General features: G+C 72.5%; 27 protein-coding genes. 10 read left to right on the top strand and 17 right to left on the bottom strand.

Translation table 11 applies throughout. The features are described from left to right. Positions 1-57 precede the first annotated feature (57 nt). The gene (locus tag AB0F15_RS20955; RefSeq protein WP_360272562.1) at positions 58-567 is read left to right on the top strand and encodes a DUF664 domain-containing protein; all 510 of its coding nucleotides are present in this window, start codon (positions 58-60) and stop codon (positions 565-567) included. On the opposite strand, the gene soxR is transcribed toward AB0F15_RS20955, so the two are convergent. After that, on the bottom strand, positions 568-1,050 hold the full coding sequence (soxR, locus tag AB0F15_RS20950) for a redox-sensitive transcriptional activator SoxR (protein WP_360272559.1): 483 nt from the start codon (positions 1,048-1,050) through the stop codon (positions 568-570). 98 nt (positions 1,051-1,148) lie between these two features. Between soxR and AB0F15_RS20945 the strand changes: the two genes are divergently transcribed. After that, positions 1,149-1,739, top strand: a complete 591-nt coding sequence (locus AB0F15_RS20945) for an NAD(P)H-dependent oxidoreductase (protein WP_360272556.1) — start codon at positions 1,149-1,151, stop codon at positions 1,737-1,739. A gap of 28 nt (positions 1,740-1,767) precedes the next feature. On the opposite strand, the gene AB0F15_RS20940 is transcribed toward AB0F15_RS20945, so the two are convergent. The 3 genes from AB0F15_RS20940 to AB0F15_RS20930 are packed head-to-tail and all read right to left on the bottom strand — an operon-like array spanning position 1,768 to position 4,348. Then, on the bottom strand, positions 1,768-2,256 hold the full coding sequence (locus AB0F15_RS20940; RefSeq protein ID WP_360272553.1) for a hypothetical protein: 489 nt from the start codon (positions 2,254-2,256) through the stop codon (positions 1,768-1,770). Beyond that, on the bottom strand, positions 2,253-3,662 hold the full coding sequence (locus AB0F15_RS20935) for a HAMP domain-containing sensor histidine kinase (RefSeq protein WP_360272550.1): 1,410 nt from the start codon (positions 3,660-3,662) through the stop codon (positions 2,253-2,255). The genes AB0F15_RS20940 and AB0F15_RS20935 overlap by 4 nt, the downstream gene beginning before the upstream one ends. Beyond that, the gene (locus tag AB0F15_RS20930) at positions 3,659-4,348 is read right to left on the bottom strand and encodes a response regulator transcription factor (RefSeq protein ID WP_360272547.1); all 690 of its coding nucleotides are present in this window, start codon (positions 4,346-4,348) and stop codon (positions 3,659-3,661) included. Before AB0F15_RS20930 ends, AB0F15_RS20935 begins: the two co-directional genes overlap by 4 nt. A gap of 110 nt (positions 4,349-4,458) precedes the next feature. On the opposite strand from AB0F15_RS20930, the gene AB0F15_RS20925 reads away from it, so the two are divergent. Then, positions 4,459-5,358: a phosphatase PAP2 family protein gene (locus AB0F15_RS20925; protein ID WP_360272544.1), complete on the top strand. Its 900-nt coding sequence runs from the start codon at positions 4,459-4,461 to the stop codon at positions 5,356-5,358. Positions 5,359-5,592: 234 nt separating this feature from the next. Then, positions 5,593-6,978: a pyridoxal-dependent decarboxylase gene (locus tag AB0F15_RS20920; protein WP_360272541.1), complete on the top strand. Its 1,386-nt coding sequence runs from the start codon at positions 5,593-5,595 to the stop codon at positions 6,976-6,978. 289 nt (positions 6,979-7,267) lie between these two features. Here AB0F15_RS20920 and AB0F15_RS20915 read toward each other — a convergent pair whose 3' ends face one another. The 4 genes from AB0F15_RS20915 to AB0F15_RS20900 all read right to left on the bottom strand — a co-directional run bounded on the left by AB0F15_RS20915 (position 7,268) and on the right by AB0F15_RS20900 (position 10,478). Continuing rightward, a complete protein-coding gene (locus tag AB0F15_RS20915) occupies positions 7,268-8,278 on the bottom strand; it encodes a pirin family protein (RefSeq protein ID WP_360272538.1) in 1,011 nt (336 codons plus the stop codon). A gap of 472 nt (positions 8,279-8,750) precedes the next feature. Further along, positions 8,751-9,041: a hypothetical protein gene (locus AB0F15_RS20910; protein ID WP_360272535.1), complete on the bottom strand. Its 291-nt coding sequence runs from the start codon at positions 9,039-9,041 to the stop codon at positions 8,751-8,753. 138 nt (positions 9,042-9,179) lie between these two features. Then, positions 9,180-9,614: a single-stranded DNA-binding protein gene (locus tag AB0F15_RS20905; protein ID WP_360272533.1), complete on the bottom strand. Its 435-nt coding sequence runs from the start codon at positions 9,612-9,614 to the stop codon at positions 9,180-9,182. A 414-nt stretch (positions 9,615-10,028) separates the two neighbouring features. After that, positions 10,029-10,478 carry a zinc-ribbon domain-containing protein gene (locus tag AB0F15_RS20900; protein ID WP_360272530.1) on the bottom strand — a complete coding sequence of 150 codons (450 nt, stop codon included), beginning with the start codon at positions 10,476-10,478 and terminating at the stop codon, positions 10,029-10,031. A 157-nt stretch (positions 10,479-10,635) separates the two neighbouring features. Between AB0F15_RS20900 and AB0F15_RS20895 the strand changes: the two genes are divergently transcribed. Then, positions 10,636-11,061 (top strand): nitroreductase/quinone reductase family protein, encoded by a 426-nt coding sequence (locus tag AB0F15_RS20895; RefSeq protein WP_360272527.1) that lies wholly within the window; start codon positions 10,636-10,638, stop codon positions 11,059-11,061. 1 nt (position 11,062) lies between these two features. Here the strand turns inward: AB0F15_RS20895 and AB0F15_RS20890 are convergent, their stop codons facing one another. The 5 genes from AB0F15_RS20890 to AB0F15_RS20870 form a co-directional block, all read right to left on the bottom strand. Further along, entirely contained in the window at positions 11,063-13,183 is a 2,121-nt protein-coding gene (locus tag AB0F15_RS20890) for a transglycosylase domain-containing protein (RefSeq protein WP_360272524.1), read from the bottom strand. A 36-nt stretch (positions 13,184-13,219) separates the two neighbouring features. Further along, positions 13,220-14,041 (bottom strand): ABC transporter permease, encoded by an 822-nt coding sequence (locus AB0F15_RS20885; RefSeq protein ID WP_360272521.1) that lies wholly within the window; start codon positions 14,039-14,041, stop codon positions 13,220-13,222. Beyond that, the gene (locus tag AB0F15_RS20880; RefSeq protein ID WP_360272518.1) at positions 14,001-14,807 is read right to left on the bottom strand and encodes an ATP-binding cassette domain-containing protein; all 807 of its coding nucleotides are present in this window, start codon (positions 14,805-14,807) and stop codon (positions 14,001-14,003) included. Before AB0F15_RS20880 ends, AB0F15_RS20885 begins: the two co-directional genes overlap by 41 nt. Further along, on the bottom strand, positions 14,804-15,244 hold the full coding sequence (locus tag AB0F15_RS20875; RefSeq protein WP_360272515.1) for a MarR family transcriptional regulator: 441 nt from the start codon (positions 15,242-15,244) through the stop codon (positions 14,804-14,806). The genes AB0F15_RS20880 and AB0F15_RS20875 overlap by 4 nt, the downstream gene beginning before the upstream one ends. 71 nt (positions 15,245-15,315) lie before the next feature. After that, positions 15,316-15,639, bottom strand: a complete 324-nt coding sequence (locus AB0F15_RS20870) for a helix-turn-helix domain-containing protein (protein WP_360272512.1) — start codon at positions 15,637-15,639, stop codon at positions 15,316-15,318. Positions 15,640-15,721: 82 nt separating this feature from the next. Between AB0F15_RS20870 and AB0F15_RS20865 the strand changes: the two genes are divergently transcribed. From AB0F15_RS20865 to AB0F15_RS20850, 4 genes are all read left to right on the top strand, one after another. After that, positions 15,722-16,711 (top strand): NAD(P)-dependent alcohol dehydrogenase, encoded by a 990-nt coding sequence (locus AB0F15_RS20865; RefSeq protein ID WP_360272510.1) that lies wholly within the window; start codon positions 15,722-15,724, stop codon positions 16,709-16,711. Between the two features lie 222 nt (positions 16,712-16,933). Then, positions 16,934-17,488 carry a hypothetical protein gene (locus tag AB0F15_RS20860; protein WP_360272508.1) on the top strand — a complete coding sequence of 185 codons (555 nt, stop codon included), beginning with the start codon at positions 16,934-16,936 and terminating at the stop codon, positions 17,486-17,488. Positions 17,489-17,579: 91 nt separating this feature from the next. After that, positions 17,580-17,987, top strand: a complete 408-nt coding sequence (locus AB0F15_RS20855) for a VOC family protein (RefSeq protein ID WP_360272505.1) — start codon at positions 17,580-17,582, stop codon at positions 17,985-17,987. An 81-nt stretch (positions 17,988-18,068) separates the two neighbouring features. Next, the gene (locus AB0F15_RS20850) at positions 18,069-18,704 is read left to right on the top strand and encodes a hypothetical protein (protein ID WP_360272502.1); all 636 of its coding nucleotides are present in this window, start codon (positions 18,069-18,071) and stop codon (positions 18,702-18,704) included. On the opposite strand, the gene AB0F15_RS20845 is transcribed toward AB0F15_RS20850, so the two are convergent. Beyond that, the gene (locus tag AB0F15_RS20845) at positions 18,623-19,252 is read right to left on the bottom strand and encodes a hypothetical protein (RefSeq protein ID WP_360272500.1); all 630 of its coding nucleotides are present in this window, start codon (positions 19,250-19,252) and stop codon (positions 18,623-18,625) included. The genes AB0F15_RS20850 and AB0F15_RS20845 overlap by 82 nt on opposite strands. A 66-nt stretch (positions 19,253-19,318) precedes the next feature. On the opposite strand from AB0F15_RS20845, the gene AB0F15_RS20840 reads away from it, so the two are divergent. Beyond that, on the top strand, positions 19,319-20,008 hold the full coding sequence (locus tag AB0F15_RS20840) for a GNAT family N-acetyltransferase (protein WP_360272497.1): 690 nt from the start codon (positions 19,319-19,321) through the stop codon (positions 20,006-20,008). Here AB0F15_RS20840 and AB0F15_RS20835 read toward each other — a convergent pair. The 3 genes from AB0F15_RS20835 to AB0F15_RS20825 form a co-directional block, all read right to left on the bottom strand. Continuing rightward, complete coding sequence (locus AB0F15_RS20835) at positions 20,005-20,430, bottom strand: hypothetical protein (RefSeq protein ID WP_360272495.1); 426 nt, start codon at positions 20,428-20,430, stop codon at positions 20,005-20,007. The genes AB0F15_RS20840 and AB0F15_RS20835 overlap by 4 nt on opposite strands. A 118-nt stretch (positions 20,431-20,548) precedes the next feature. Continuing rightward, positions 20,549-21,826, bottom strand: a complete 1,278-nt coding sequence (locus AB0F15_RS20830) for an ATP-binding protein (protein WP_360272492.1) — start codon at positions 21,824-21,826, stop codon at positions 20,549-20,551. A gap of 183 nt (positions 21,827-22,009) precedes the next feature. After that, positions 22,010-23,440, bottom strand: coding sequence for a carboxylesterase family protein (locus AB0F15_RS20825; protein ID WP_360272489.1), 1,431 nt, complete (start codon positions 23,438-23,440; stop codon positions 22,010-22,012). Between the last annotated feature and the right edge of the window lie 41 nt (positions 23,441-23,481).

The raw sequence follows: 23,481 nt of genomic DNA, 5'->3' as shown, positions 1-23,481 counted from the left end.
GGCGGGCATGATCGGGTAGCACGCCGGGGAACGGTGTCAGCAACGGGAGGCAGCCGAATGAACGTGGCCGATCTGCTCGTCGACGGGTTCGGCCGGGTCCAGGGCACAGTGCACGCGGCGGTGGACGGACTCACCGCCGAGCAGCTCGGGACCCGGCCGGCCGACGGGGCCAACTCGATCGCCTGGCTGGTGTGGCACCTGACCCGGGTCCAGGACGACCACGTCGCCGACGTGGCCGGGACCGAGCAGGTGTGGACCGGCCAGGACTGGCTTTCGCGGTTCGGCCTCCCGTTCCCGGCGGGCGACACCGGCTACGGCCACCGTCCGGCCGACGTCGAAGCGCTCCGGGTCGACGAACCGGACCTGCTCACCGGCTACTACGACGCCGTGCACGAGCAGAGCGTCCGGTTCGTCGCCGGTCTCGACGCCGGCTCCCTCGACCGGATCGTCGACGAGGCCTGGGACCCGCCGGTGTCGCTGGGCGTGCGCCTCGTCAGCGTCCTCGACGACGACATCCAGCACGCCGGCCAGGCGATGTACGTCCGCGGCCTGCTGGAACGCCGGTAGTCAGCAGTCCTCGTAGCCGTCGCCGCGGTGATCGGCGAGCCGCTGCGGACCCGGGCCGTCGGCGCCGAGCCGGTCGCCCGGGTTGGCGAGCCGGCACTTGGCCAGTGACATGCAGCCGCAGCCGATGCAGTCGCCGAGCTGGTCGCGCAGCTGTTCCAGCTGGCGGATCCGCGCGTCCAGATCGTCCTGCCAGCACCGGGAGATCCGGGCCCAGTCGGTGCGGGTGGGCGTGCGGTCGTCCGGCAGCAGAGCGAGTACTTCGCGGATCTTCGACAACGGCATGCCGACCCGCTGGGACATCCGGACGAAGGTCACCCGCCGCAACGTGTCGCGGCGGTAGCGCCGTTGGTTGCCCGCAGTGCGGCGGCTGTGGATGAGGCCTTCGTCCTCGTAGAAGCGCAGGGCCGACGCGGGTACTCCGCTGCGCCGGGAAAGTTCGCCGACCGTCAGGTCGGGCAGCGGCCGGGCCGGGGCGTTCACCATGGCCGTCACCCAACCACAGCGACACGCTTGACTTCAAGCGAACTTGAAGTCTCATCCTGGTGCGGAGAGCGGCAACGCCTATGCGTCAAGGAGGAATTGTGTCGGAAGCACCGGTGCGGGTCGCGGTGATCGTGGGAAGTGTCCGGCAAGGACGGTTCGGCCCGGTGGTGGCGGACTGGCTGGCCGGCGTCGCGGATGCGCACGGTGGCTTCGAGGTCGACGTCGTCGACCTCGCCGAACCCGATCTCCCGCTCGTGATGCCGGCGTTCGGCGCCGCGCCGTCCGCGACTGTCGTCGCCGAAGTCGCGAAGGTGACTCCACGGCTCGAAGCCGCCGACGCCTTCGTCGTGGTCACCCCGGAGTACAACCACAGCTATCCCGCGTCGCTCAAGAACGCCATCGACTGGCACCGGCACGAATGGCGGGCCAAGCCGGTGGCTTTCGTTTCCTATGGCGGGATTTCGGGAGGTCTGCGCGCGGTCGAGCACCTGCGCGCGGTCTTCGCGGAGCTGCACGCCGTGACCATCCGCGAGACGGTCAGCTTCCACGGCGCCCAGGCCCGGTTCGGGGACGACGGCGTGCCGAACGACGCCGGAGCGGCTGTCGCGGCGAAGGCGATGCTCGACCAGCTGGGCTGGTGGGCCCGGTCGCTGACGGAAGCCCGGACAGCGCGGCCCTACCCCGGCTGACGCTTTGGCGTCATGTCGACATCGGTGCTCACGCCTGGCACGTCTGGTTCGGCAGCAGGACGTCCGGACCGGCGAGGGCGACGGTGCCGTCGGTCGCGTACCCGCCTTGAGCGGCCAGTGCCGCGAACGCGGTGCACACCAGCTGGTTGATCCCGACGCCGGACAGCGGCCGCAGCGGGAACGGGAAACCGATCGTCGCCGGCGAGCCGGGGGTCACGGTGATCGCGCCGGCCGGCCGGGGCAGCATCGTTGCGTACCCGTCCGCCCGCTCGTCGGCGGTCGGCCCGTCCAGCAGCAGCGACAGCGCAGCTTCGACGCCCACGTCCCCGTCGGACGACCGCGCCACCGGAGCCACCCGGTCGTCGAGGACGAAGTAGAGGATGAGGTCGGTGCCGCGGCCGTCGGTCGCCGGGATCCGCAGGGTCGGCGCCGGACCCGCCGCGAGCACCGGCGTCGGCTTGATCCCGCACGCGCTCACCAGCAGCAGCGCCGCGAGGACGACGACGAGCTTCTTCACCACGCCTCCCGGGGCAGGCGGAGCTCGAACCGGGCGCCGGTGCCGGTGTTGGCCGCGACGATGTCGCCGCCGTGCAGCCGCGCGTTCTCCCGCGCGATGGACAGCCCGAGGCCGCTGCCCTCGGACCGGGCGCGGGCGGAGTCGGCCTTGGTGAAGCGGTCGAAAACCTTCGGCAGCACTTCGGCGGGGATCCCCGGCCCGTGGTCGGTGACGGTCAGCACGAGGTCACCGCGCTCCTCGCGCAGCGCCACCTCGACCGGCGGCGAGCCGTGCCGCAGCGCGTTGCCGACGAGGTTCGCCACGACGATGTCGAGCCGCCGCCGGTCGAGCCGGGCGCTGATCCCCGGCGGCAGGTCGGCGACCAGGTCGGCACCGGGCTCCCAGCCGCGCGCGGCGAGGGTTTCGGTGATCGCGGCGGCGACGTCCAGCTCCTCCCGGCGCAGCTCCGCCCGCCCGGCGTCGAACCGGGAGATCTCGATCAGGTCCTGCACCAGCCGGGTCAGCCGCCGCGTCTCGGCCGACACCAGCCGCGCCGCGACCGCGGTGTCCGGCGGCAGCTGCTCCGCGTCCTCGTCGAGGACGTCGGTGACCGCGTTCATCGCCGCCAGCGGAGTCCGCAGCTCGTGGGAGACGTCGGCGACGAACCGCCGCGCGTCGGCCTCTATCGCGCGCAGGGTGCCCACCGTGCGCTCCAGCTCCGCGGCGGTGTGGTTGAACGTCGTGACCAGCTGCGCGAGCTCGTCGGAGCCCTTCACGCGCAGCCGCACGTCCAGCCGGCCGCGGCCGAGCTGGCTCGCCGCGGTGTTCAGCGCGCGCACCGGCCGCAGCACCTGCCGGGCCGCGAGCAGCGCGACCCCGACCGCGAACGGCAGGACGAGCGCGGAGAACAAAAAGGTGTTGCGGGCCAGCTCGTCGATCGCCACCTGCTGGTCGGTCAGCCGCGCCATCGCGTAGACCTCGAGGCCGCTCGGCTTGCCGCTGCCGGTCTGGACCGGCACGCCGACCAGGAACACCGGGAAGCCCTGGACGTCGATGCGCTGGAACTGGATGTTGGTGGTGGTGGCCACGGCGTGGCGCAGGTCGCCCGGCACGTCGTCGATCGACAAGCCCGAAGTCGAGTGCAGGTCCCGGTAGACGACGAGCGCGTTGCTGGACTTGAGCGCCGTCGCGAAGGCGTCGAGCGTGCCCTGGGACGGTGGCAGCGACACCGTGGGCAGGTACGCGACGATCTGGTCGCGCAGCTTCAGCATCGTCTGGTCCTGGAAACCCTCCAGGATGGCCCGGCGCGCGAAGACGTAACTCACGCCCGCCGCGGTGGTGACGCCGAGGATCATGATCACCGCGAAGGCGGCCACCAGCCGGGGCCGCAGCCCCGCGAGCCACGACCGGATCCGCGGTGCCGTCACGATCGGCCGAACCGGTAGCCGAACCCCCGGACCGTCTGCACGTGCTCCGGCTTCGCCGGCACGTCCTCGATCTTCGCGCGCAGCCGCTGCACGCACGCGTCGACCAGCCGCGAGTCCCCGAGGTAGTCGTGGTCCCACACGGCGGAGAGGATCTGCTGGCGGCTGTACACCTGCCCGGGCGTGCGCGAGAGCTCGAGCAGCAGCTTCAGCTCGGTCGGCGTCAGCGACACCGGCGCGCCACGCTTGGTCACCTCGAGCGCGGCCCGGTCGATCACCAGGTCGCCGTGCCGTTCTTCGGCCGCCGCCGGCTCGCCCGGCCGCTCGCTGACGGCCCGGCGCAGGACCGCCCGGATCCGCGCGTCCAGCACGCGCGGCTCGACCGGCTTGGCGACGTAGTCGTCCGCGCCCGCTTCGAGCCCGGCCACGACGTCGAAGTCGTCGCTGCGCGCGGTGAGCATGATGATCGGGACCGGGCCCGCCGCCCGCATCCGGCGGCACGTCTCGAAGCCGTCCATGCCCGGCAGCATCAGGTCGAGCACGACGATGTCGGGCCGGTGGTGCACGAACACCTCGATGCCGAGCTCACCCGATTCCGCGGTGTGCACCACGTGTCCCTGCCTGCGCAGCGCCAGTTGCAGCCCCTCCCGCACCGCCGCGTCGTCTTCTACCACCAGTACCTCGGCCACGGCGCCATTATTCGGAAAAGCGCACGTCATGGCGACCCGGGCGGATCTTGTAGCAAAACCATGACATCGCCCTGACGCGATCCCGAAACGCGCGTTCCAGACTCGGGGACATGGCAGTGATCTTCTTCGAGGCACCCCCCGCCCGCCGGACCGGCACCGCGCCGGCGACCCGGGCCGCATCCCGCACGGCGGTGCTCGCCGCGAGCGCAACCGGGTTCGCGCTCGCGTTCGTCGCGGCCTACCTGCTCTTCGTTCGCACGCAGGCCGGCCGCGGCGTCGAGAACGGCGTCGTCCGCAGCGCCCAGTCCTCCGGGACCACAGTGGACTGGGCGGCCCCGCTGCGGGAGACCGACCTGGTGGTCACGCTCGGCGGGGTCGCGGTGCTGCTCGTGGTGATCTCCGTGGTGCGGAGGCGGCTGGCGCTCGGCGTCCTGGCGTTGGTCCTGCTCGCCGCGCCCCTGGTGGTGGCGCAGCTGCTCAAGCTGTACGTCCTGGAACGTCCGAGCACCGGCGACCGCCTCGGCGTGGCGGGCCACAACAGCTTCCCGAGCGGGCACGTCAGCGCGGCGATGGCCGTGCTGGTGGCGCTCGCGATCGTCCTGCCCCGCAGGTTCCGCCGGACGGCACTGGTGGCAGGGGGGTTCGGCGTCGCCTGGGTCTCCGCCGCGGCGGTGGCACTGGGCTGGCACCGGTTGAGCGACACCGTCGGCGGCTGCTTGCTGGTCGCGGCGGTCACCTGCGTCGGGGCGGCGGTGGTGTCCGCCCGCCGCCCCGACGGTGACCGCGTGCCGCCGGTCCCGGTCCTGACGGGGTTGCTGGCACCACCGGCGCTGGTACTGGCCGGTTTCGCGGTCTTGGCGACGGCGACATCCGGGGCGGCCCAGTTCGTCGCCGCGATGGTGCTGGCGGCGCTGTCGGCGATGGCGGTGGTGCTGCTGCTCGTGGGACCGCTGCGCCGGGTGACGTTCGACCCGGCCGAGGGCCGCGTCCGCCGCCTCCGGCGCCGCTGACCACCGGTCCGCCGTGCCGGTGGCCGCGCGGGCGACGCGTCGAGCCGGTCGCTTTGCGTGCTGGGACGGTCGGGTTACGTGCCGGGACGGGCACTCGCGTGATCGGCGGCACCTCGCGTGGCTGGGGGCGTCTTGCGGATTGGCGGGGCCGCCGCAGGCGGGGCGGGGCTGAGCGGGCCAGTTTCGGGGGATTGGCCCGCGACAGCCGTCGTCGGCGCGCCTAGCGTCGGGGAGATGGACCCGAGGCTTGCCGAAGACCTGCACTCCCTGCCCGATCTCCTCGACGCCGCAAGCAAACTCGCGGGTGAGGCGCTCGCCGGGCTGGCCGAACGGGCGGCGGCCGTGCCGCCCGTGGCCGGGGAGCCGGCACCCCTGCCGGTCGAAGGCGCCGGCGCGCGGGGCGCGCTGGAAGAGTTCTCGCGGCGCTGGGAACCCGGCTTCGCGGCCAGTGCTGGTCCGCGGTACCTCGGCTTCGTGACCGGCGGGGCGACCCCGGCCTCGCTGGCCGGGGACTGGCTCACCGCCGCCTACGACCAGAATCCCGCCAGCGGGATGGACTCCTCGGCGCAGGACCTGGAACGCGAGACCATCGGCTGGCTGGCGGAACTGTTCGGGCTGGGCCCGGAGTTCTCCGGCGCGTTCGTCACCGGGGCCACGATGTCCACGGTGACCGGCCTGGCCATCGCCCGCGAGTGGCTCGGCGAACGGGCCGGTGTGAGGGTCTCGGAGGACGGCGCCGCCGTGCTCGGTCCGGTCACCGTGTTGTCCGGCTCGCCGCACTCGAGCGTCCTGAAGGCCTTGTCGTTCCTCGGGATGGGCCGGTCCGCGCTGCGGACGGTGCCGGTGCTGCCGGGACGCGAAGCCGTCGATGTCGCGAAACTCGCCGAAGTGCTCGAGATGCTCGACGGCCCGGCTGTCGTCGTCGCGAACGCGGGGACCGTGAACACCGTCGACTTCGACGACCTGCGGGCGATCGCCGCGCTGAAGCAGCGGCACGACTTCTGGCTGCACGTCGACGCCGCTTTCGGCGGGTTCGCCGCGCTCGCGCCGGAGCACGCCGCGTTCGCCGCCGGCCTCGACCAGGCCGACTCCGTGGTCGTCGACCTGCACAAGTGGCTCAACGTGCCCTACGACTCGGCCGTCCAGTTCACCCGCCGCCGCGACCTGCAGCTGCGCGTGTTCAGCAACAACGCCGCCTACCTCGGCGAGATCGGCGAGACCCCGGACTTCCTGCACCTCACGCCGGAGAACTCCCGGCGGCTGCGCGCGCTGCCCGCGTGGTTCTCGCTCGTGGCGTACGGCCGCGCCGGACACCGCGAGATCGTCGAACGCTGTGTCGCGCTGGCACGGGACCTGGGGGCGCGGATCGACGGCTCGCCGCGCTGGCACCTGCTCGCGCCGGTGCGGCTCAACGTCGTCTGCTTCACCCCGGCCGGAGAGACCACACAGGACCGGATCGACGCTCTCGTGCGCGCCATCGCCGAGGACGGGACCACGTTCCTGACGCCGACGGTGTACGACGGCCGCCCCGCGCTCCGCGCCGCCTTCAGCAACTGGCGGACGACCGAGGCGGACGTCGACCGGGTCTTCGCCGTGCTGGAGCGCTTGGCCGCCGGCTGACTGCGGTCCGACTTCTTCCACGGCGAGGCGCCGACGCCCAGCGCACCGCGCAGGTCGTCCGGGGTGCTTGCGGTCAGACCGAGCGCGCCGAACGTCTCGGCGAGCCGGGCGAAATCCGGTTTCCGAGCCGCCCGCCCGGCGCATGGCCCTCGAACAGCCGCTCCTGGTCGAGCGCGTGGGATTTCGCTCGTGAGGCACAGCACCCGGTGCACTCGCCCATAGGCCGAGAGCAACGCGGCGGAGGGGTTGAGGCCCGGTGGGCCGGTGCCTCCCGGGACCCGCGTTGGGATCAGCCGGGGACGGTTTCGCCGCCTGCGGCCGGGTTGCGGCGCGGTTTGATCCGGACTGCGGGCAGGACCGGTGCCGGCAGCCGCGGGGGAGTGCCGGTGTAGCCCGTGACGTCGCCGAACTGGTCCGACCCGGCCTGCCACGCCTCGCGGAACGCGGCGATCTCCTCGTGGGTGCGGCCGACGAAGTTCCACCACATCAGGATCTCTTCGTCGAACGGGGTGCCGCCCAGCAGGAGGAACCGGGCCGGGGCGGTGCCGCGGTTGCTCAGGGTCAGCGAGCGCACCCCGGTGCCAACGTAGCCCAGCTCCGCCGCGCGGACACGGGTGCCGGCCACGACGACGTCGCCGGTGTCCACCAGGACCCCGTGCTCGAAGCGGGGGTCCACGCCGAGGGACATGTGGGCGTCCGGGCCCAGCACGACTTCCGCGCCCAGCAGCGGGGTGAACGTCGGGATCGGGGACGTGCGCCCGGCCAGCGATCCGAGGAACACACGGATCTCCGCGCCTTCGATCCGGTTCACCGAGGGCACGTAGTGGTCGAACGCCCGCGCCGTGTGCCGGTGCCGCTCGGGCAGCGCCACCCAGAGCTGGACGCCGTGCAGCGTCTTCGTGGCCGCGGTCGAGACCTCCGAGTGGCAGATGCCGTGGCCGCCGGTCATCAGGTTCAGCTCGCCGGGCCGGACCAGCGCGTGCGTGCCGAGGCTGTCGCGGTGCTCGATCTCGCCGTCGAACAGCCAGCTCACCGTCTGCAGGCCGGTGTGCGGGTGCGGGGCGACGTCCATCGCACCGGGCCCGGTGACCTTGTCCGGGCCGTAGTGGTCGGCGAAGCACCACGCGCCGATCAGCGACCGCGATCGCTGCGGAAGGGTGCGCCGGACGCGCATCGCGCGGGGGCCGCCGAGCGGAACTTCGCGCGGGGTGAGGATCTCGACGGCCGGGCCGTCGGGGTCGGTGGCCGCCGGTCGGTCGCCGCAGGCCAGCTCGGCGGGGGCGGCCTCGGTGTTGCTCATGTTCGCCACGGTAGTCGCGGTTGCGCTCGTGCGCGGGTGGGCGGGGTCACCGCCGCGGGTGGGCGCTGGTGCTGGGGGTGGTGGCCCGGCGGGTAGGGCCGAGGCTGCGGTTGTGGGGCCGCTGGTGCTCGGCGGCGGGTCCGATGTGGGGGCTGGAAGGTGCGGTTGTGGGGCTGAGAGGTGCGGTTGTGGGGCTGGTTGTGGGCTGGGAGGTGCGGGTGGCGGGTTGGCTGGCTGCGGTGGCCGGGCGTGGATGTGCGTGGTGAACGCGGGATCGGGGCATGGACGCGGGCGGGCGCGCGCGCTTCCCCGGCCGGCCGCTGTGTGCCCTGCGCGGTTGCTGTGTGGACAAAGCGCTGCTGCCCGGCGGATCGCGCGCTCGGCGCCGCCGTTCGAGCGGGCTCGTCGAAACCGCGGCCGGGCCGTCGACGGTTGCTTTCTGGAGTTGTCAAACATCCCGCCGGTTGCCGGGTCAGGCGACCGACTTCTGCTGGGGGGCGATGAGGGCCTGGCCTGCGGGGGTCAGGACCGCGGGGACCAGCTCGCCGGGGCGGCCGGGGCGGGCCGCGCGGACCAGGCCCTGGTGGGCCAGTGCGTGGGCCGCGAACTGGTCGCCGCACGACAGACCGTCGATGAAGAGGTCCGGTTCGCTGCTGCACGACACCCGGCCGCGGCCGGCGCCGACGGCTCGGAGCATGGCCCGCATCCGGTCGTTGACCACGGGGTGCGCCGCCGGTGGTGCGGTCTTCTCGTTCCCGTCCATGTCGGTCCCTCCCGCTCGTCGTTCGGCCTGGTCAGCACGCCCGGCCGGAGCGTCCCCCTCATCGTCACCGCAGGCGATCCAGCACGGGTCGAATCCCTGTCGACAGGGATTCGGAGGCCGGCCGCGCACGGACGGGGATCAGAACGGCGGGTCGCCCACCGCCACCGGTTCCGGAGTCCAGGAACTGCCGCCCTCGCCGCCCGCCGCGCGGCTGACCTTGGTCACCTTGGCGGTGGCGTACCGCAGGGACGGGCCGATCTCGTCGACGTCCAGCTCCGTCACGGTGCGCTTCTCACCCTCCTTCGTCTCGTACGACCGCTGTCTCAGCCGGCCGTGGACGACGACGCGGGCGCCCCGCACGAGCGACTCCGCGACGTTTTCCGCGTACTGCCGCCACAAGCTGCAGCGCAGGAACAGCGCATCACCGTCGCGCCAGGCGCCGGACTCGCGGTCGAGTACCCGCGGGGTGCTCGCGACCGTGAAGCTCGCGACCGCCGCGCCGGCCGGGGTGAACCGCAGTTCGGGGTCGGTCGTCAGGTTGCCGACCACGGTGATCGTCGTTTCGCCTGCCATCGGTCTCTCCTTCTCGCCGGGTGCGGGGTGCACCGCTCTTGCCGACGAGGAGAGCACGGGGGACCGACAATTCCGGACCGGGCGACGACGTGCGGCACCCGGCCGAGCCGGGTCCCGGTCGCCATGGCGACGCCGTTCCGCAAGGAGCTGTCACGCCGGCCCAGCGGTCGGCGGAGCTGTGCGAACGCTCTCGAAGAGACCCAGGAAAGTGCCCGTACGCTGGGCGGACGTGCGTACGAGCAGGCCGCCGGGCGTGTAGGCCGGGCGGGTGCGCCGCCGCCCTGCACGGCGGCGGCGAAGGCGGTCGTCGGCGCCGTCCACACCGCCGCGGATCCCACTCGGACGGGTGGTCTTGCGCCGGGACCCGCGACGGCGGCCCGGCTCGTTCGCCGGACCGCCGTCGTCAGGTGCTGCTCAGCGGCCCTGCTGCGGGAACTGCCCCGGCTGTCCCGGCTGCGGGAGACCCTGGGGCTGGGAGGGGTGCGGTGCCTGCTGGAAACCCTGCGGCTGCTGGAATCCCGGCTGCGGCGTGCCGTACGGCTGCGAGGGGTGCCCTGGCTGCGAAGCCGCCTGCGGCTGGGACGGGTGCGGCGGGTACCCCGGCGCCCCCTGCTGCTGGGCCTGGTTCTGCTCCTCCTGCGCCTGCAGCCGGAGCGCGTCCTCCTTCGGGATGCGGTTCTCGATCCCGCAGAAGGTGCACTGCGCGGTGTACTTGACGCTGATCGGGAACAGCGGGATGAAGAACAGCGTGAACTTCGTGACCGCCTTGCGCACCGCGTGCGAAGCCGGGTTGCCGCACCGGCCGCACAAGAACGTCGTCATCGCCAGCACGTAGATGCGCGTACGCCAGCCCCAGATCAGCATCGGTCTTCTCTCTTTCGGTCCTTCGTTCGCCGCGCAGCCTCGCACACCGTGGGTGCTCGCCGGGGCGGTTTCGCCGATCCGGTCCGGACCAGGACCCGGCAAACGAGACATTCGGCCCGTACCGAGGCGCCGAACGCGCCGGGGCTAGATTGGGATCATGCCGAGCGACTTCGCCCTGAAGACGATGAATGCCGTGCACCGCGGCCTGATCAAGCTCACCGGTGGGCGGGTGGGGTGGCAGGTCGCCATGCCCGTTCTGGAACTCACCACGATCGGCCGCAAGAGCGGGCAGCCGCGGACGGTGCTGCTGACCTCGCCGCACCAGGAGGGCGAGACGGTCGTCGTCGTCGCTTCGCGCGGTGGGGACGACACGCACCCCGCGTGGTTCCTCAACCTGCGCGACCACCCCGACGTCGAGGTCTCGCTGAAGGGCGGCCCGAAGCGGCCGATGCGCGCGCGGATCGCCGACGCCGGGGAACGCGCGCAGCTGTGGCCGAAGATCACCGCCGAGTTCAAGAACTACGGGCAGTACCAGACGAAGACCGAGCGCGAGATCCCGCTCGTCTTCCTCGAACCGCGGTAGCTCACGACCGCGCCGCCAGGTACGCCGGGTCGGCGGCGGGGATCGGCTGGTCCGGGACGCCGGTCAGCAGCTCGCTCATGGCGTGGAAGTACGGCGGCGCGGCGACCGTGCCGCCGAACGCACCGTGGCCGCAGGTGCCGAGGTGCACCGGTGTGCCCGGGCAGATCTCGCGCGGGTGCGGCCCGTCGGCGAAGACCATGGACGAGACCGCGTAGCCGTCGACCCCGCCGACGAACGCGACCGACTCGCTCAGCTGGGTCGTGCCCGTCTTGCCGATGTCGGGCCGGGTCCAGCCGGCGGCGTGCGCCGCCTGGGCGGACGTGCCGCTCGTGGTGTCCTTGCTCAGTCCCGCTTCCAGTGTGTTCGCCACGCCGGTGGGGAGGACCCGTTCGCACGCCTGCTGCTGGACCGGCACGGCGTTGCCGTTCCGGTCGGTGACGGACAGGATCGGGTTCGGCGGGCACCAGACGCCGCCGCTCATCAGCGTCGCCGAGACGTTCGCCATCTCCAGCGGGCTGACCGGGCTGTTGCCGAGGGTGAACGACAGCAGGTTCCGGAAGTACTGCGACTGCGGTTGGCTGTACTGCGGGTTGCCCGACTTCGGATCCGGCGTGCGGCCGGCGTCGTTGGTGGCGAGGGTGTTCCGCAGCCCGAGCTTGGCGGCCATGTCGAGCACCGCGGGCATCCCGACCTGGCTCTCGAGCCCGACGAACGCGACGTTCGGCGACGTCGCCAGCCCGTCGGCGAGGGTGATCGGATCGGCGTAGTGGCCGTCGTTGTGGACGGTGTAGCACGGCGTGTGCGCGTCGGCGTCCGGCGGCGTGAAGCACTGGCTGTCCGGGTTCGGCAGGGGGGTGTTCAGCCCGGCCTTGCCGGTGACGAGCGCCGCCGCCGAGGTGAAGATCTTGAACGACGAGCCCGCGCCGAACTCGTTGCTCGCGTCGGCGACGATGTCGGTCGACGTCTCGCCCCGGCCCGGATCGGTGCCGTAGTTGCGGTTGGCGACCATCGCGAGCACCTGGTGCCCGTCCTGTCCCGGCTGGACGACGGCGAAGGTGTTGGCCACGCCGTCCTGCGTGGTGGGCACGTTCGCGTCGACGGCGTCCTTGGTCACCTGTGAGACGCGCGGGTCGAGGGTGGTCTTGATCGTGTACCCGCCGGTGGCCAGCTGGTCGGCGGTGAACCCGGCGTGCACCAGGTAGCTTTCCGCGTAGGCGCAGAAGAACCCGGCGTCCGGCGCCGCGCCCAGGCACGAGCCGGACGGCGTGACCGGCCCGTTCGGCAGCAGCCCGAGCGGGGCCGCCTTCGCCTTCGCCGCGTACGAGACGGGGACGGAGCCGTTGGCGACCATGTCGTCGAGGACGAGGTTGCGGCGCTGCAGTGCTTTGTCCGGGTGCGTGTACGGGTTGTAGACGTTGGGGTTGTTCACCATTCCGGCGAGCAGTGCGGCCTGCGGCACGGTCAGTTTGTCCGCCGTCGTCCCGAAGTACGCTTTTGCGGCCGCGCCGACCCCGTACACGGTTCCGCTGAATTCGACCACATTGAGGTAGTTCGCCAGAATGTCGTCCTTGCTCATGGTCTGGTTGAGCTGGACGGCCATTTTCGCTTCCCGTAGCTTGCGGGCGAGCGAATCCTCGCGGTCGGCCTGCTGGGCTGCCGGGTCGGTCCGGTCGACGACGTTGATCAGGTAGTTCTTGACGTCCTGCTGCGTGATCGTCGACGCGCCCTGCAGCGAGCCGCCGGCGCTGTCGTTTACTGCCGCGCGCAGCATTCCCTGCAGGTCGACGCCGCCTTCGGTGTAGAACCGGCGGTCCTCGATCGCGATGATCGCGGCCTTCATCGTGGTGGCGATCCCGGCTGCGGTGGCCGGCAGGCGGTACTGCGCGTACAGCGTCGCGATCGGGGTGCCGTCGCGGTCGGTCACCGTCGTGGTCAGCGGCGGGTCGGCCGCGGCGAGCCGGGCGGAAATGGCGTCCACCGAATCGCTGACCTGATTCGACAGCAGGCCCGCCCCGATGGCGGCGGGTGCCACCGTCCCGGCCACCAGAATTCCGGCGAGCACGCACAACCCGGCAAAGGGGACCACGCCCCGGCGACGTTTCACGAATTCGAGATTAGGCATCGGGCGATAAAGCTTCCGTTCGGTGAGACATGGGCCTCACCGGGCCAACCTGCCCAGCAGGGCCGAGGCGACCGAAACGGCCACCACCGTCGCCACGGCCAGCACGGCGAAGTCGGTCCCGAGGTGCGCGGGCGTCCCGATCAGCAGACCGCGCAGGGCGTCCACCTGGTAGCTCAGCGGGTTGACGTGGCTGAGCACCTTCAGCCACGACGGCATCAGGTCCACCGGGTACAGCGCGTTCGAGCCGAAGAACAGCGGCATCGTGATCGCCTGCCCGATGCCCATCAGCCGTTCCCGCGACAACACGATCCCGGCGATCACGATGGACAGACAGCAGAAGAACGCCGAGCCGAGCACGAGGACGACGGCCATCGCGAACAGCTTCAGCGGGTTCGCGGTCAGCCCGACGCCGAGGATCGCGGCCAGCACCAGCACCATCAAGGCCTGGACGAGCGCGCGGACCCCGGCGGCGAACGCCTTCCCCGCGACCAGTGCGGCGCGCGGTGTCGGGGTCACCAGGAGCTTGGCCAGCACGCCCGCGTCGCGCTCCCAAATGATCTGGATGCCGTAGAAGATCGCGATGAACAACGCCGACTGGGCCAGGATGCCCGGCGCCAGGTAGTCGAGGTACGGCGTCGAGCCGGTCGGGATCGCGCGCAGCCGGGTGAACGTTTCCCCGAAGATCAGCAGCCACAGCGCGGGCTGGATCGCCCTGGTGAGCAGCTCGGTCTGGTCGCGACGCAGTTTCTGCAGCTCCACCAGGCACATCGCGCCGACGCGGGCGCCGAGCACGCGCAGCCGGCGCAGCGGGCCGGGGTCAGCCGAGGCGGCGGGCGGTACGGCGAGTGGCACGGACACCGCGGATCCCTCCTTCGTCGCTTTCGAGCCGGTTGCCGGTGACCGCTCGGAACACGTCGTCCAAAGTGGACGTCGGACCGAGGTCGGCCTCCAGCTCGGCGGGGGTGCCCAGTGCGCGGATCCGGCCGGCGTGCATCAGGGCGACGCGGTCGCAGTACTGCTCGGCCTCGTCCATGTAGTGCGTGGTGACGAGCACGGTCATGCCGGTCGCCTCGCGGATCGAGGCGATGCGGTCCCACACCGACGACCGGGCGACCGGGTCGAGCCCGATCGTGGGCTCGTCGAGGATGAGCAGTCGCGGCGAGCTGACCAGGGCCTGGGCGAGTTCGAGCCGGCGGATCATGCCGCCGGAGTACGTCTTGGCCGTGCGGTCGGCGTCGTCGGCCAGCCCGACCAGGTCGAGCGCGAGCCGCACCTGCTCGCGACGCCCGGCGCGCGGCACGTCGAAGAGCCGCGCGAACAATGCGACGTTCTCGCGGCCGGTCAGCGCGCTGTCGGCGGACAGCTGCTGCGGGACGTACCCGATCAGCCGCCGCACGGCCATCCGGCGGCGGGCGACGTCGACGCCGAAGACGGTGATCCGGTCCGGCGTCGTTGGCAGCAGCGTGGTGATCATCCGGAGGGTGGTGGTCTTGCCGGCGCCGTTCGGTCCGAGCAGGCCGAACACCTCGCCCGGGTGGATCTCCAGGTCGACGCCGTCCACCGCGCGGGTCGCGCCGAACGAGTGGCTCAGGCCGGTGCAGTGCACCGCCGCGGGTGGGGTCATGGCTGCTCCTTCAGGATGCCCATGAGCTTTTCGAGGGCCGGCAACGCGTGTTCGATCGCTGCGGTGTCCTCTTCGGACAGTCCGGCGAGTGCGTCGGAGACGAGCCCGGTCCGGGCGCGGCGCCAGGCGGCCATCCGGTCGGCGGCCGCGGCGGTGATCTCCAGCCGGGCGGCGCGCCGGTCGGCGGGGTCGGCCTCGCGCCGCAGCAGCCCGGCGTCGGCGAGCTGGTTCACCAGCGTGCTGACGGAGTTGTTCGCCAGGTGCAGTTCCCGTGCGGCCGCGGCGACGCCGATGCCGGGGTGGTCGGCCACGACGCGCAGGAGCTCGGCCTGGGCGCCGGGCAGCGGGGTGCCCGGCACGCCGGCGCGGACCCGGCGGCGCACCACCCGGCGGATCCCTTGCACGGCCCCCAGTAGCCGCTCGGCTAGTTCGGTCATGCCTCCAAGGTAGCTCTGCTACAGATCTATTAGTAACGCTAAATGTCTGGTTGGCGCCATTGTGCGGGGAATCAGCTCTGTGCGGCTTCGGCGAGCGCCAAGCCGAGGAGGCCGGGGAAGCGGGCGTCGAACTCCTCCCGGCGCAACGCGTTCAGCCGTTGCGTGCCGCAGTCCCACTGCTGGAGCAGGCCGGCCGCCCGGAGGATCTTGAAGTGCCGGGACGCGGCGGGCTTGCTGACCGGCGGCATGATCGCGCCGCACGGCTGACCGGGTTCGCGGGCGAGAGCGGCGACCATGGCCAGCCGGTGCGGGTCGCGCAGGGCTTCCAGGGCCGCGCTGAAGGAGACGTCTTCGAGGGCCGGGTGGTCCAGGGGAGTCGAGGTGCGGCTGGCCATGTCCCGAGTATCCCCGGTTGCCGGTGCGCGAGCAGCCGTGCCATGGTCGATGTTAGTCATTTGGTTAACATGAGGAGTCCTGGTGCGCGTCTACCGTCCCCGAGCCGGCCGTCTGGTCCGGCGTGAAGAGCCCGTGCCCGAGCCGCGGCACGGCGAGGTGCTCGTCCGCGTCCGGGCGACCTCGCTGAACTACCGTGACCTGCTCATCCTGAACGGCGACCACTTCGCGGACGGCGGGAGCGGTCTCGTTCCCGTGTCCGATGCCGCCGGCGAGGTCGCGGCGGTCGGCGAAGGGGTCACGCGCTTCGCCGAGGGGGACCGGGTGATCAACGCCTTCCACCCCGGCTGGATCGCGGGGCGGATGCCGGACACCTTGGTGGGTTACGGCAACGGCCAGGACGGCTGGCTGGCCGAATACCGCGCCGTCTCGGAGCACGCACTCGTCGCGCTGCCGGATTCGCTGAGCTTCGAGCAGGGCGCGACGCTGCCCTGTGCCGCCGTCACGGCGTGGGTGTCGCTCGACGGCGTGCGCCCCGGCGACGTCGTGCTGACCCTCGGTACCGGTGGTGTCTCCCTGTTCGCCGTGCAACTGGCGAAGGCGCGCGGGGCCCGGGTCGTCGCGACGACGTCGAGCGCGGAAAAGGCGGTGAAGCTGACCGGACTCGGTGCGGACACGGTGATCGACTACGCCACGACGCCGGAGTGGGGCAAGGCCGTGCTCGACGCCACCGGCGGCCGGGGTGCGGACCGGATCGTCGAGGTCGGCGGGCCCGGTACGTTCGCGCAGTCGCTCGTCGCCGCCGGGACGCACCACGCCGACATCGCGCTCGTCGGGTTCGTCGGCACGGGCGGGGCGCCGGTCGACTTCATGGATCTCTTCCGCAGCGGCGCGACCGTGCGGAAGATCTGGGTCGGCAGCCGCGAGGACACCGAGGACCTGCTCCGGTGGCTCGCCGTGTGGCCGATCGAGCCGGTCATCGACAGCGTTCACCCGTTCGAACAGGCCGACGCGGCTTTCCGGCACTTCGAGAGCCGGGCCAACGTCGGCAAGGTGGTGATCACGACCGAGTGAGGCGAGGGGATACCGCTGATCGGTTGAACTGCTTCACCGATGACCGTTCGGCGGCGGGCCGGTGCCGTTCGCCGCGTAGCGGCCCGGTTCCGCTCCGGAACGGGCGGCGCGGGGGCATGCTGTCCTCTCCGACCCCGCGTCCCCGCACCTGACGTCCACTGTGGACACTGCCAGCGTGCCCGGTCCGGCGGTCTTCTCGCGATCAGGATAGGAACGTTCGTCGTGACCCTGCTGGACAGCAAGCTCGTCCGGTGCTGGACCTCCCGCCCGCACCTGCAGTCCCTCTACACCCTCGCCGCGGCCGCCCCGCGGATGCGCGCCGCGCTCGGCCTGGCGCCCACCGGCGGCGGCACGGTCGACTTCAAGGTGGACGGGGACGCGCTGGCGCGCACCCAAGCGGAGCTGATCGCCGCGACGTCGGCACGGCTGCCGGTGCACCCGCGGGTGACGCAGGACCTGCACGGCCGCTCGACGGTCCGGTGCTGGCGCCGCAACCAGGACCTGCGCGTGCTGACCGGTGACCTGGTGGACGTCGCGGACCGGCTGACCAGGGCGGGCTACGGCGGCTGCCTGCGGTCCGCGACCGTCGAGTTCGCCGAACAGACCGGGCACCGCGAGGGGAAGCTCGTGCTGGTGTACCTGTTCGACCGCGGCACGTTCCACACCGCGGCGCCGGGGACCCGGCCGCTGGACCGGGCGCTGGAGCTGCGGGCCCGGGCCGCGTTGCGCGGCGCGTTGCCGATGGAACCGGTCGGCCAGCGGCGGTTCGCGGTCTGAGCGGTCTGACCGGCACGCTGAAAATCCGCCGATTGGCGCAGCCCGGGTGTTCTGCGAGGATGCTGCTCTCGTCCGATCGAAGGAGATGGCCGTGGCTTCTCGTCTCAACCCGTACCTGAGTTTCCGCGACGACGCGCGGCAGGCCATGGAGTTCTACAAGGACGTCTTCGGCGGCACGCTGACCCTGAACACGTTCGGGGAGTTCGGTTCACCCGAAGGGGCGGACGCGGACAAGGTCATGCACGCTCAGCTGGAGGCCGAGAACGGCTTCACGCTGATGGCGTCCGACACCCCGGCCGGGATGGAGCACAACCCGGGCACGAACATCTCGGTGAGCCTCAGCGGGGACGACGCCGACGACCTGCGCGGGTACTGGGAAAAGCTGAGCGACGGCGGCGCCGTGACGGTTCCGTTCGAAAAACAGATGTGGGGCGACGAATTCGGCGCTTGTGTCGACAAGTTCGGCATTCCCTGGATGGTCAACGTCGTGCACGGCTGACCACGAGCCGTTGCAGCCGGTGCTCTCGTCGGTGACGATGGGGGTGCCGGCGTGGCGTGGCGCCGGTCCGAAGGAGGCCCGATGGCGGGTTTTTCCTGGACGTGTGCGCAGTGCGGCGCGGTCAACGACCCCGCTGCCCGGCGGTGCAGCACCTGCGCGGGCTTGGCCCCGGGCCGGGCCCGGGCGCGGGCGCTGTGGGTTTTGCTGACCCTGATGCTGGTCGCCGGCGCGGCGGTGGGCGGGGTCCTGCTGTTCACCGGGCACTCCCGGTCCTCGCCGTCCGCGTCGGGGCCGTTCCCGGAGTACACGACGCCCGTGCTGCCGACCACGAAGACGGTGGTCACGACCACGAACGACGTCACCCCGCCCAGCACGCCGCCCACCTCCTCGTCCCCCTCGCCGTCGTCGGACAAGCCGTGCCCCGCCGAAGCCGCGCGCTACCTGCCCGGCGGCGCGGGGACGGCGCTGCTCGTGGCGCAGACCGCGAAGTCCGTCGTCACCATCTGCCGGATCCCCGACGGCCGGATCTTCTACGACGGCCAGGCCCGCGGGCAGGTGGCCTCCGACGACACCCACATCATGCTGCCCGCCCAAGCCGCGGGCGACGGCTTCGTCGCGGTGAACGGCGACTACCGCTACACGGTCGACGGCGGCAGGCTGGTCGTCTCGGCCGGGGCCGACGTGCTCTCGGACGACGAGCTGACCGCGGTCGGCTGAGCGCCGAACAGCTCTTCCACCGGCTCCGCGTCGAACCCCAGGTCGGCCCGCATCCGGGCGCGCATGACGCGGTAGCCGCGCTGGCCGGCTTTCCAGGCGGCCCGCATGCCGTCGCCGTCACCGTCGCCGGCCAGCAGCATCGCGGCCAGCCGCATCCGGGGCAGCGTGGCGTCGCTGACCAGCCGCCGGACCGCCTCCGGCGCGTGCAGCACGACGGGCCCGAGCACGTGCTGGGCCTCGCTGCGCACCTCGCGCAGCTCGGCGATCTGGTGTTCGTCGAGTTCCAGGCCCGCCTCCCGGACCGCGCGGGCCTGGAACAGGACACCGTCGAACGCTTCGAGGACGCCCATCAGCTGGGCATAGGCGTCGGCGCGGGTCTCGTGGGTCCGGGCCTCGCGTTCGCGCTGCCACCGGCGCTCCTCGCGGGCCGCCTCTTCGGCCATCCGCCGGGCTTCACGCCGTCCCGAAAGGACCTGGGTCAGGATCACCCCGGCGAGGCCGAGGAGGGCGACGACGATCGGAATCCACACCGGGACCTGGGAACCCACGTGCGCACCCTACCCAGGATGTGGGAGCGGCGGCGGGGTCGCACCCCGGGTCCGCATGCTGGAGCCATGGCTTCTCCGCTCGACAACCCGACTCGGTCGTCGCTGACCGGCCCGCACGCCCGCTTCGCGGAACGGCGAGGGCGCGTCCTGCGCTACCCGGAGGACGTCGCGCCGTTCCTGGCCCTGCCCGACGACCCCGGTGAACAGGACTGGCTGGACGTCGCCGAGCTCGCCGGGCCGGGGGCGACGGTCGTGCTCGCCGCGGCCACCGCCCGGCCGCCGTCCGGGTGGGAGGTGCTCGACGTGATCCCCGCCGTGCAGCTGGTCGACGCGGGCATCGCGGCCGCGCCCGAACCGGAAGCCGTGCGGCTCGGCCCCGCGGACGTGCCGGAGATGCTGGACCTCGTCGAGCGGACGCGGCCGGGGCCGTTCCGCAAGCGGACCGTCGAGCTCGGCACCTACCTCGGCATCCGGCGCGGTGGAGCGCTGGTGGCGATGGCAGGCGAGCGGCTGCACCCGCCGGGGTACACGGAGATCAGCGCGGTCTGCACGGACCCGGCGTACCGCGGGCAGGGCCTCGCGACGCGGCTGGTGCTCGCGGTGGCCGCGGGCATCCGCGAGCGCGGCGAGACGCCGATGCTGCACGCGGCGGCGGAGAACACCTCGGCGATCGGCCTCTACCTCTCCCTGGGGTTCGCCCTGCGGCAGCGCCCGGACTTCGTCGCGGTCCGCGTGCCCCTCGCGGTCGGAGTCTAGGCACCGGTCGAGGACCCGGGCCGGACGATCATCAGGACCGTCACCGCCGCCCACAGCAGGTTGAACACCCCGGTCAGCATGGCCAGCCGGCCGAGGAGGTCCGAAGCGGGCGCCTCGGCCAGCAGCCGCTTCTGGCGCGGCAGGATCAGCACCGCGAGCACCGCGGCGGCGACCGCCGTCAGGCCGATCGACACGAGCAGCCACGGGTCGCCCATGACGTGCATCGTGCCCGCGACGCCGAAGCCGAACACCGGGACCGCGATGGCCGCGTAGGCGTACACGCGGCAGATGCGGTGCAGCAGGGTCGCCGCCTTGACATCGCCCCGGCGGACCGCGGCGGGAAACATGCTGGCCGCGACCGCGACCGGGCCCACGGCGAGGATCGCCGCCAGGACGTGGACCGAAAGGAGAATTTTGGACACGCGGCAAAGTTATCGATCTTCGCACGGGCGGAGTAGTGGCTGGAATGCCAAGAACCCTCGAGATCCAGCCAAGGGGCACCCGCGCCTGCCGGGGGAGTCTCGTCGCGCGGTGGGTGGCTCAGCCGGGCACCCACATCGTGACGCGGGTGCCGCGGCCCGGGTGCGAATCGACCGTGCCGTGCCCGCCGACTTCGGCGAGCCGGGCCACGATGGACTGGCTGATGCCGAATCCCGGGGGCCGGTCGCGGATGTCGAAGCCCTGCCCCTGGTCCCTGGCCACCACCGCGATCCCGCCGTCGCGTTCCTCCACGCGCAGCACGACCTGCTTCGTGCCCGAGTGCTTGACGGTGTTGCGCAACGCCTCCCGGACCGCTTCGCACAATGCGGTGCGCCGGTCCTGCGAGACCTTGTGGTCGTCGGCGAAGTCCGCGGCGACGAGCTGGGTGCGCAGGCCGTCGCGGGCCAGCTCGGTGGCGACGTCGGCGAGTTCGACCGCGAAACTCCGCGTCAGCCCGGTTGGCACCGGCTCGGTGATCCGGCGGCGCAGCTCAGCCGCTTCCGCCTTGGCGACCGAACGCAGCTCCGACAGCCGCGTGACCGCTTGGGCGTCGTCCCCCGGTGCCGAAATGGCCAGCGCTTCGAGCGTCTGCAGCACGCTGTCGTGCATGATGCGCCGGGTCCGGTGGCGCTCGGCCTCGCGCCCCCGCCGCAGGCCGATGTCCACCGCGAACCGCGTGCCGACGCCGAGCAGGACGAGGATCGCCACGGCCAGCACGATCGCCACCGCCAGCGCCACCATGCAGCCGATCGACCGCGTCAGCGCGAGCTGGTTGCTCAGCGGCAGCCCGCCGGCCAGGGTCAGCGCCACCCGGAGCGGGGCGGCCGCCGCGAACAGCCACAGCGCGGCGGGCAGCCCGCACGTGCCCGCCCACATGGCGATCGTGCCGACCAGCCACGTCCAGGAGACGTCGACGGCGAACGGCTGCACCACGGCCGGAGCCGTCACGGCCACCACGAAGTTGAGCCCGACGCCGACGGCCAGGTCCAGGCCGAGGGCGCGGCCGGTGACGCGGGCCCGCAGTCCGCCCGAACGCAGCACCCGGATCGCCGCGGCCGTGTTGGTGGCGACGGCGAACACGGTGGCGCCCAGCACCGGCCCGAGCCCGAGTGTGCCGTTGGCCGCGGTGAATCCGATGAACACCTTGACGAACGCGGCGATCCGGTAGGCCAGGGGCACCAGGACCCAGTAGCGCGAGGCGCGGGCGAGCGTCGCGTCCCCGATGGTGGCGAGGTCGCCGCTGTCGGGAACAAGCTCGGCCGGCTCCGCGGGGGTGCCGCTGCGCAGGAGCGTGCGGACGAACGTGCGCGGCGGTGCGGCGGAGCCCGCCTCGGGCATCGGGGGTCCCCATTCATCCGGCCGTCCGGGCGGCCTGAGCGTGGCAGCGCGGCAGGCGGATAGTCAACCGTTCCGGCCGGGAGCCAGCCCGCTGGAGCAAAGCCCTCGACCGGTTCGTGACCTGATGATCGAGCGGTGGGGGTGGATCGGGGCCTGCTCAGCCGGCCTCCGTCACCGGAGAGGTCAGTACGCGTGGAACATGGTGTCCTCGCCCGTGTACTCCGGCCAGCCGGGCGAACCCGTGGTCGCGAAGCGGTGCCAGGCGCCGTTCAGCTCGGCGGCCAGCTCCCGCGGTGGGTTCTCGCCGAGCAGGCCGCGCGGCCCGGAGACCACGTCGAGCGCGTTGAACACGAAGGGCAGCTCGAGTCCGTGGCACGCGCCCAGCCGGCCTTCGAGCAACGGCGAACCCCACTCGAACTCGTACCGGAACGTCCGGCCGGTGTGGTGCTCGGCGAGGGCGCGCACCCCGTCGCGGAAGACCAGGTCGGTCAGGGCTTCGACGAGGACCTCGCCCGCCGTCCGGCCGGAGCCGAGACCGTAGGCGTGGAGCACGCCGGCCGGGTCGGGGTGCGACACCGCCAGCGACGCCACGGCCTGGTCGTCGGTGACCGCTTCGAGCGCGCCGGTGGGCACCAGGTAGAGCCGCATCTCTTCGCTGCAGCTGCCGGCGATCAGGTCGACGTCACGGCCCGCGCCCGCCCGGATCGCCTTGCCGGGGTGCTGCGGCAGGACGTCGTCGCCGAACATCGGGAGGAACGGGCTCAGCCCGTACCCGCGGTCGTAGCCCAGGGCGTCCCGCAGATCGGGCGCGCCGCCCGGCCGCAGGACGGCGTCCTGCGCGTCGAGCAGCTGCTCGGTCGACACCTTCCGGAACGCCTCCGCGGTCGGTTCCGCCTTCAGCTCGTCGGCGACCACCCTGGCCAGCCGCCGCGCCTGGACGCTGTCGCGCACCATGTCCGGGTGTCCGCTTTGGACGATGGCGCGGTGGAAGAGCCCGGTCGACAGCGGCGATCCGAGCAGGCACGCGACGCTGACCGCGCCGGAAGCCGAGCCGAAGAGGGTGACGTTCGCGGGGTCGCCGCCGAACGCGGCGATGTTGTCCTGGACCCAGTGCAGGGCGGCGAGCTGGTCGCGCAGACCCAGGTTGGTCGCGCCGCCGTCCAGGGGGAGGAACCCGTCGACGCCCAGCCGGTACTGCACGGTCACCATGACCGCGCCGGAGCGGGCGAACGCGGTGCCGTCGTGGACGGCGGCGGACCCGGCGCCGCCGAGGAACGCGCCGCCGTGCACGAACACCAGCACCGGCAGCGAAGCGGCGCCCGGCTGCGGGGTCCAGACGTCCACCGTCAGGTACTCCGGCCCCGGCCGCCAGCCGGTGCCGGCGAGCGGGGTCAGGTCGAGCCCGGGCACGTCGTGACGGCGTTGCGGCGCGGTCGGCCCGGGTCTCCACGTGTCGCGGACGCCCTCCCACGGCTGGGCCGGGACGGGTTCGGCGAACCGCAGCTCGCCGTCGGGCGCGGCGGCGTAGGGGATACCGCGGAAGAGCACCACGCCGGCGGGGGTGACCTGACCGCGGACCGCGCCGGACGTGGTGGGGACGACGGGGTCGGTCATGCGAGGGGGCCCTTCGTGGAAGATCGGGGGAGCGCCCGTCA

This window comes from Amycolatopsis sp. NPDC026612 (genome assembly GCF_040638285.1).
Taxonomy (GTDB): Bacteria; Actinomycetota; Actinomycetes; order Mycobacteriales; family Pseudonocardiaceae; genus Amycolatopsis.
This window is presented reverse-complemented; position numbering and strand designations above follow the sequence as displayed.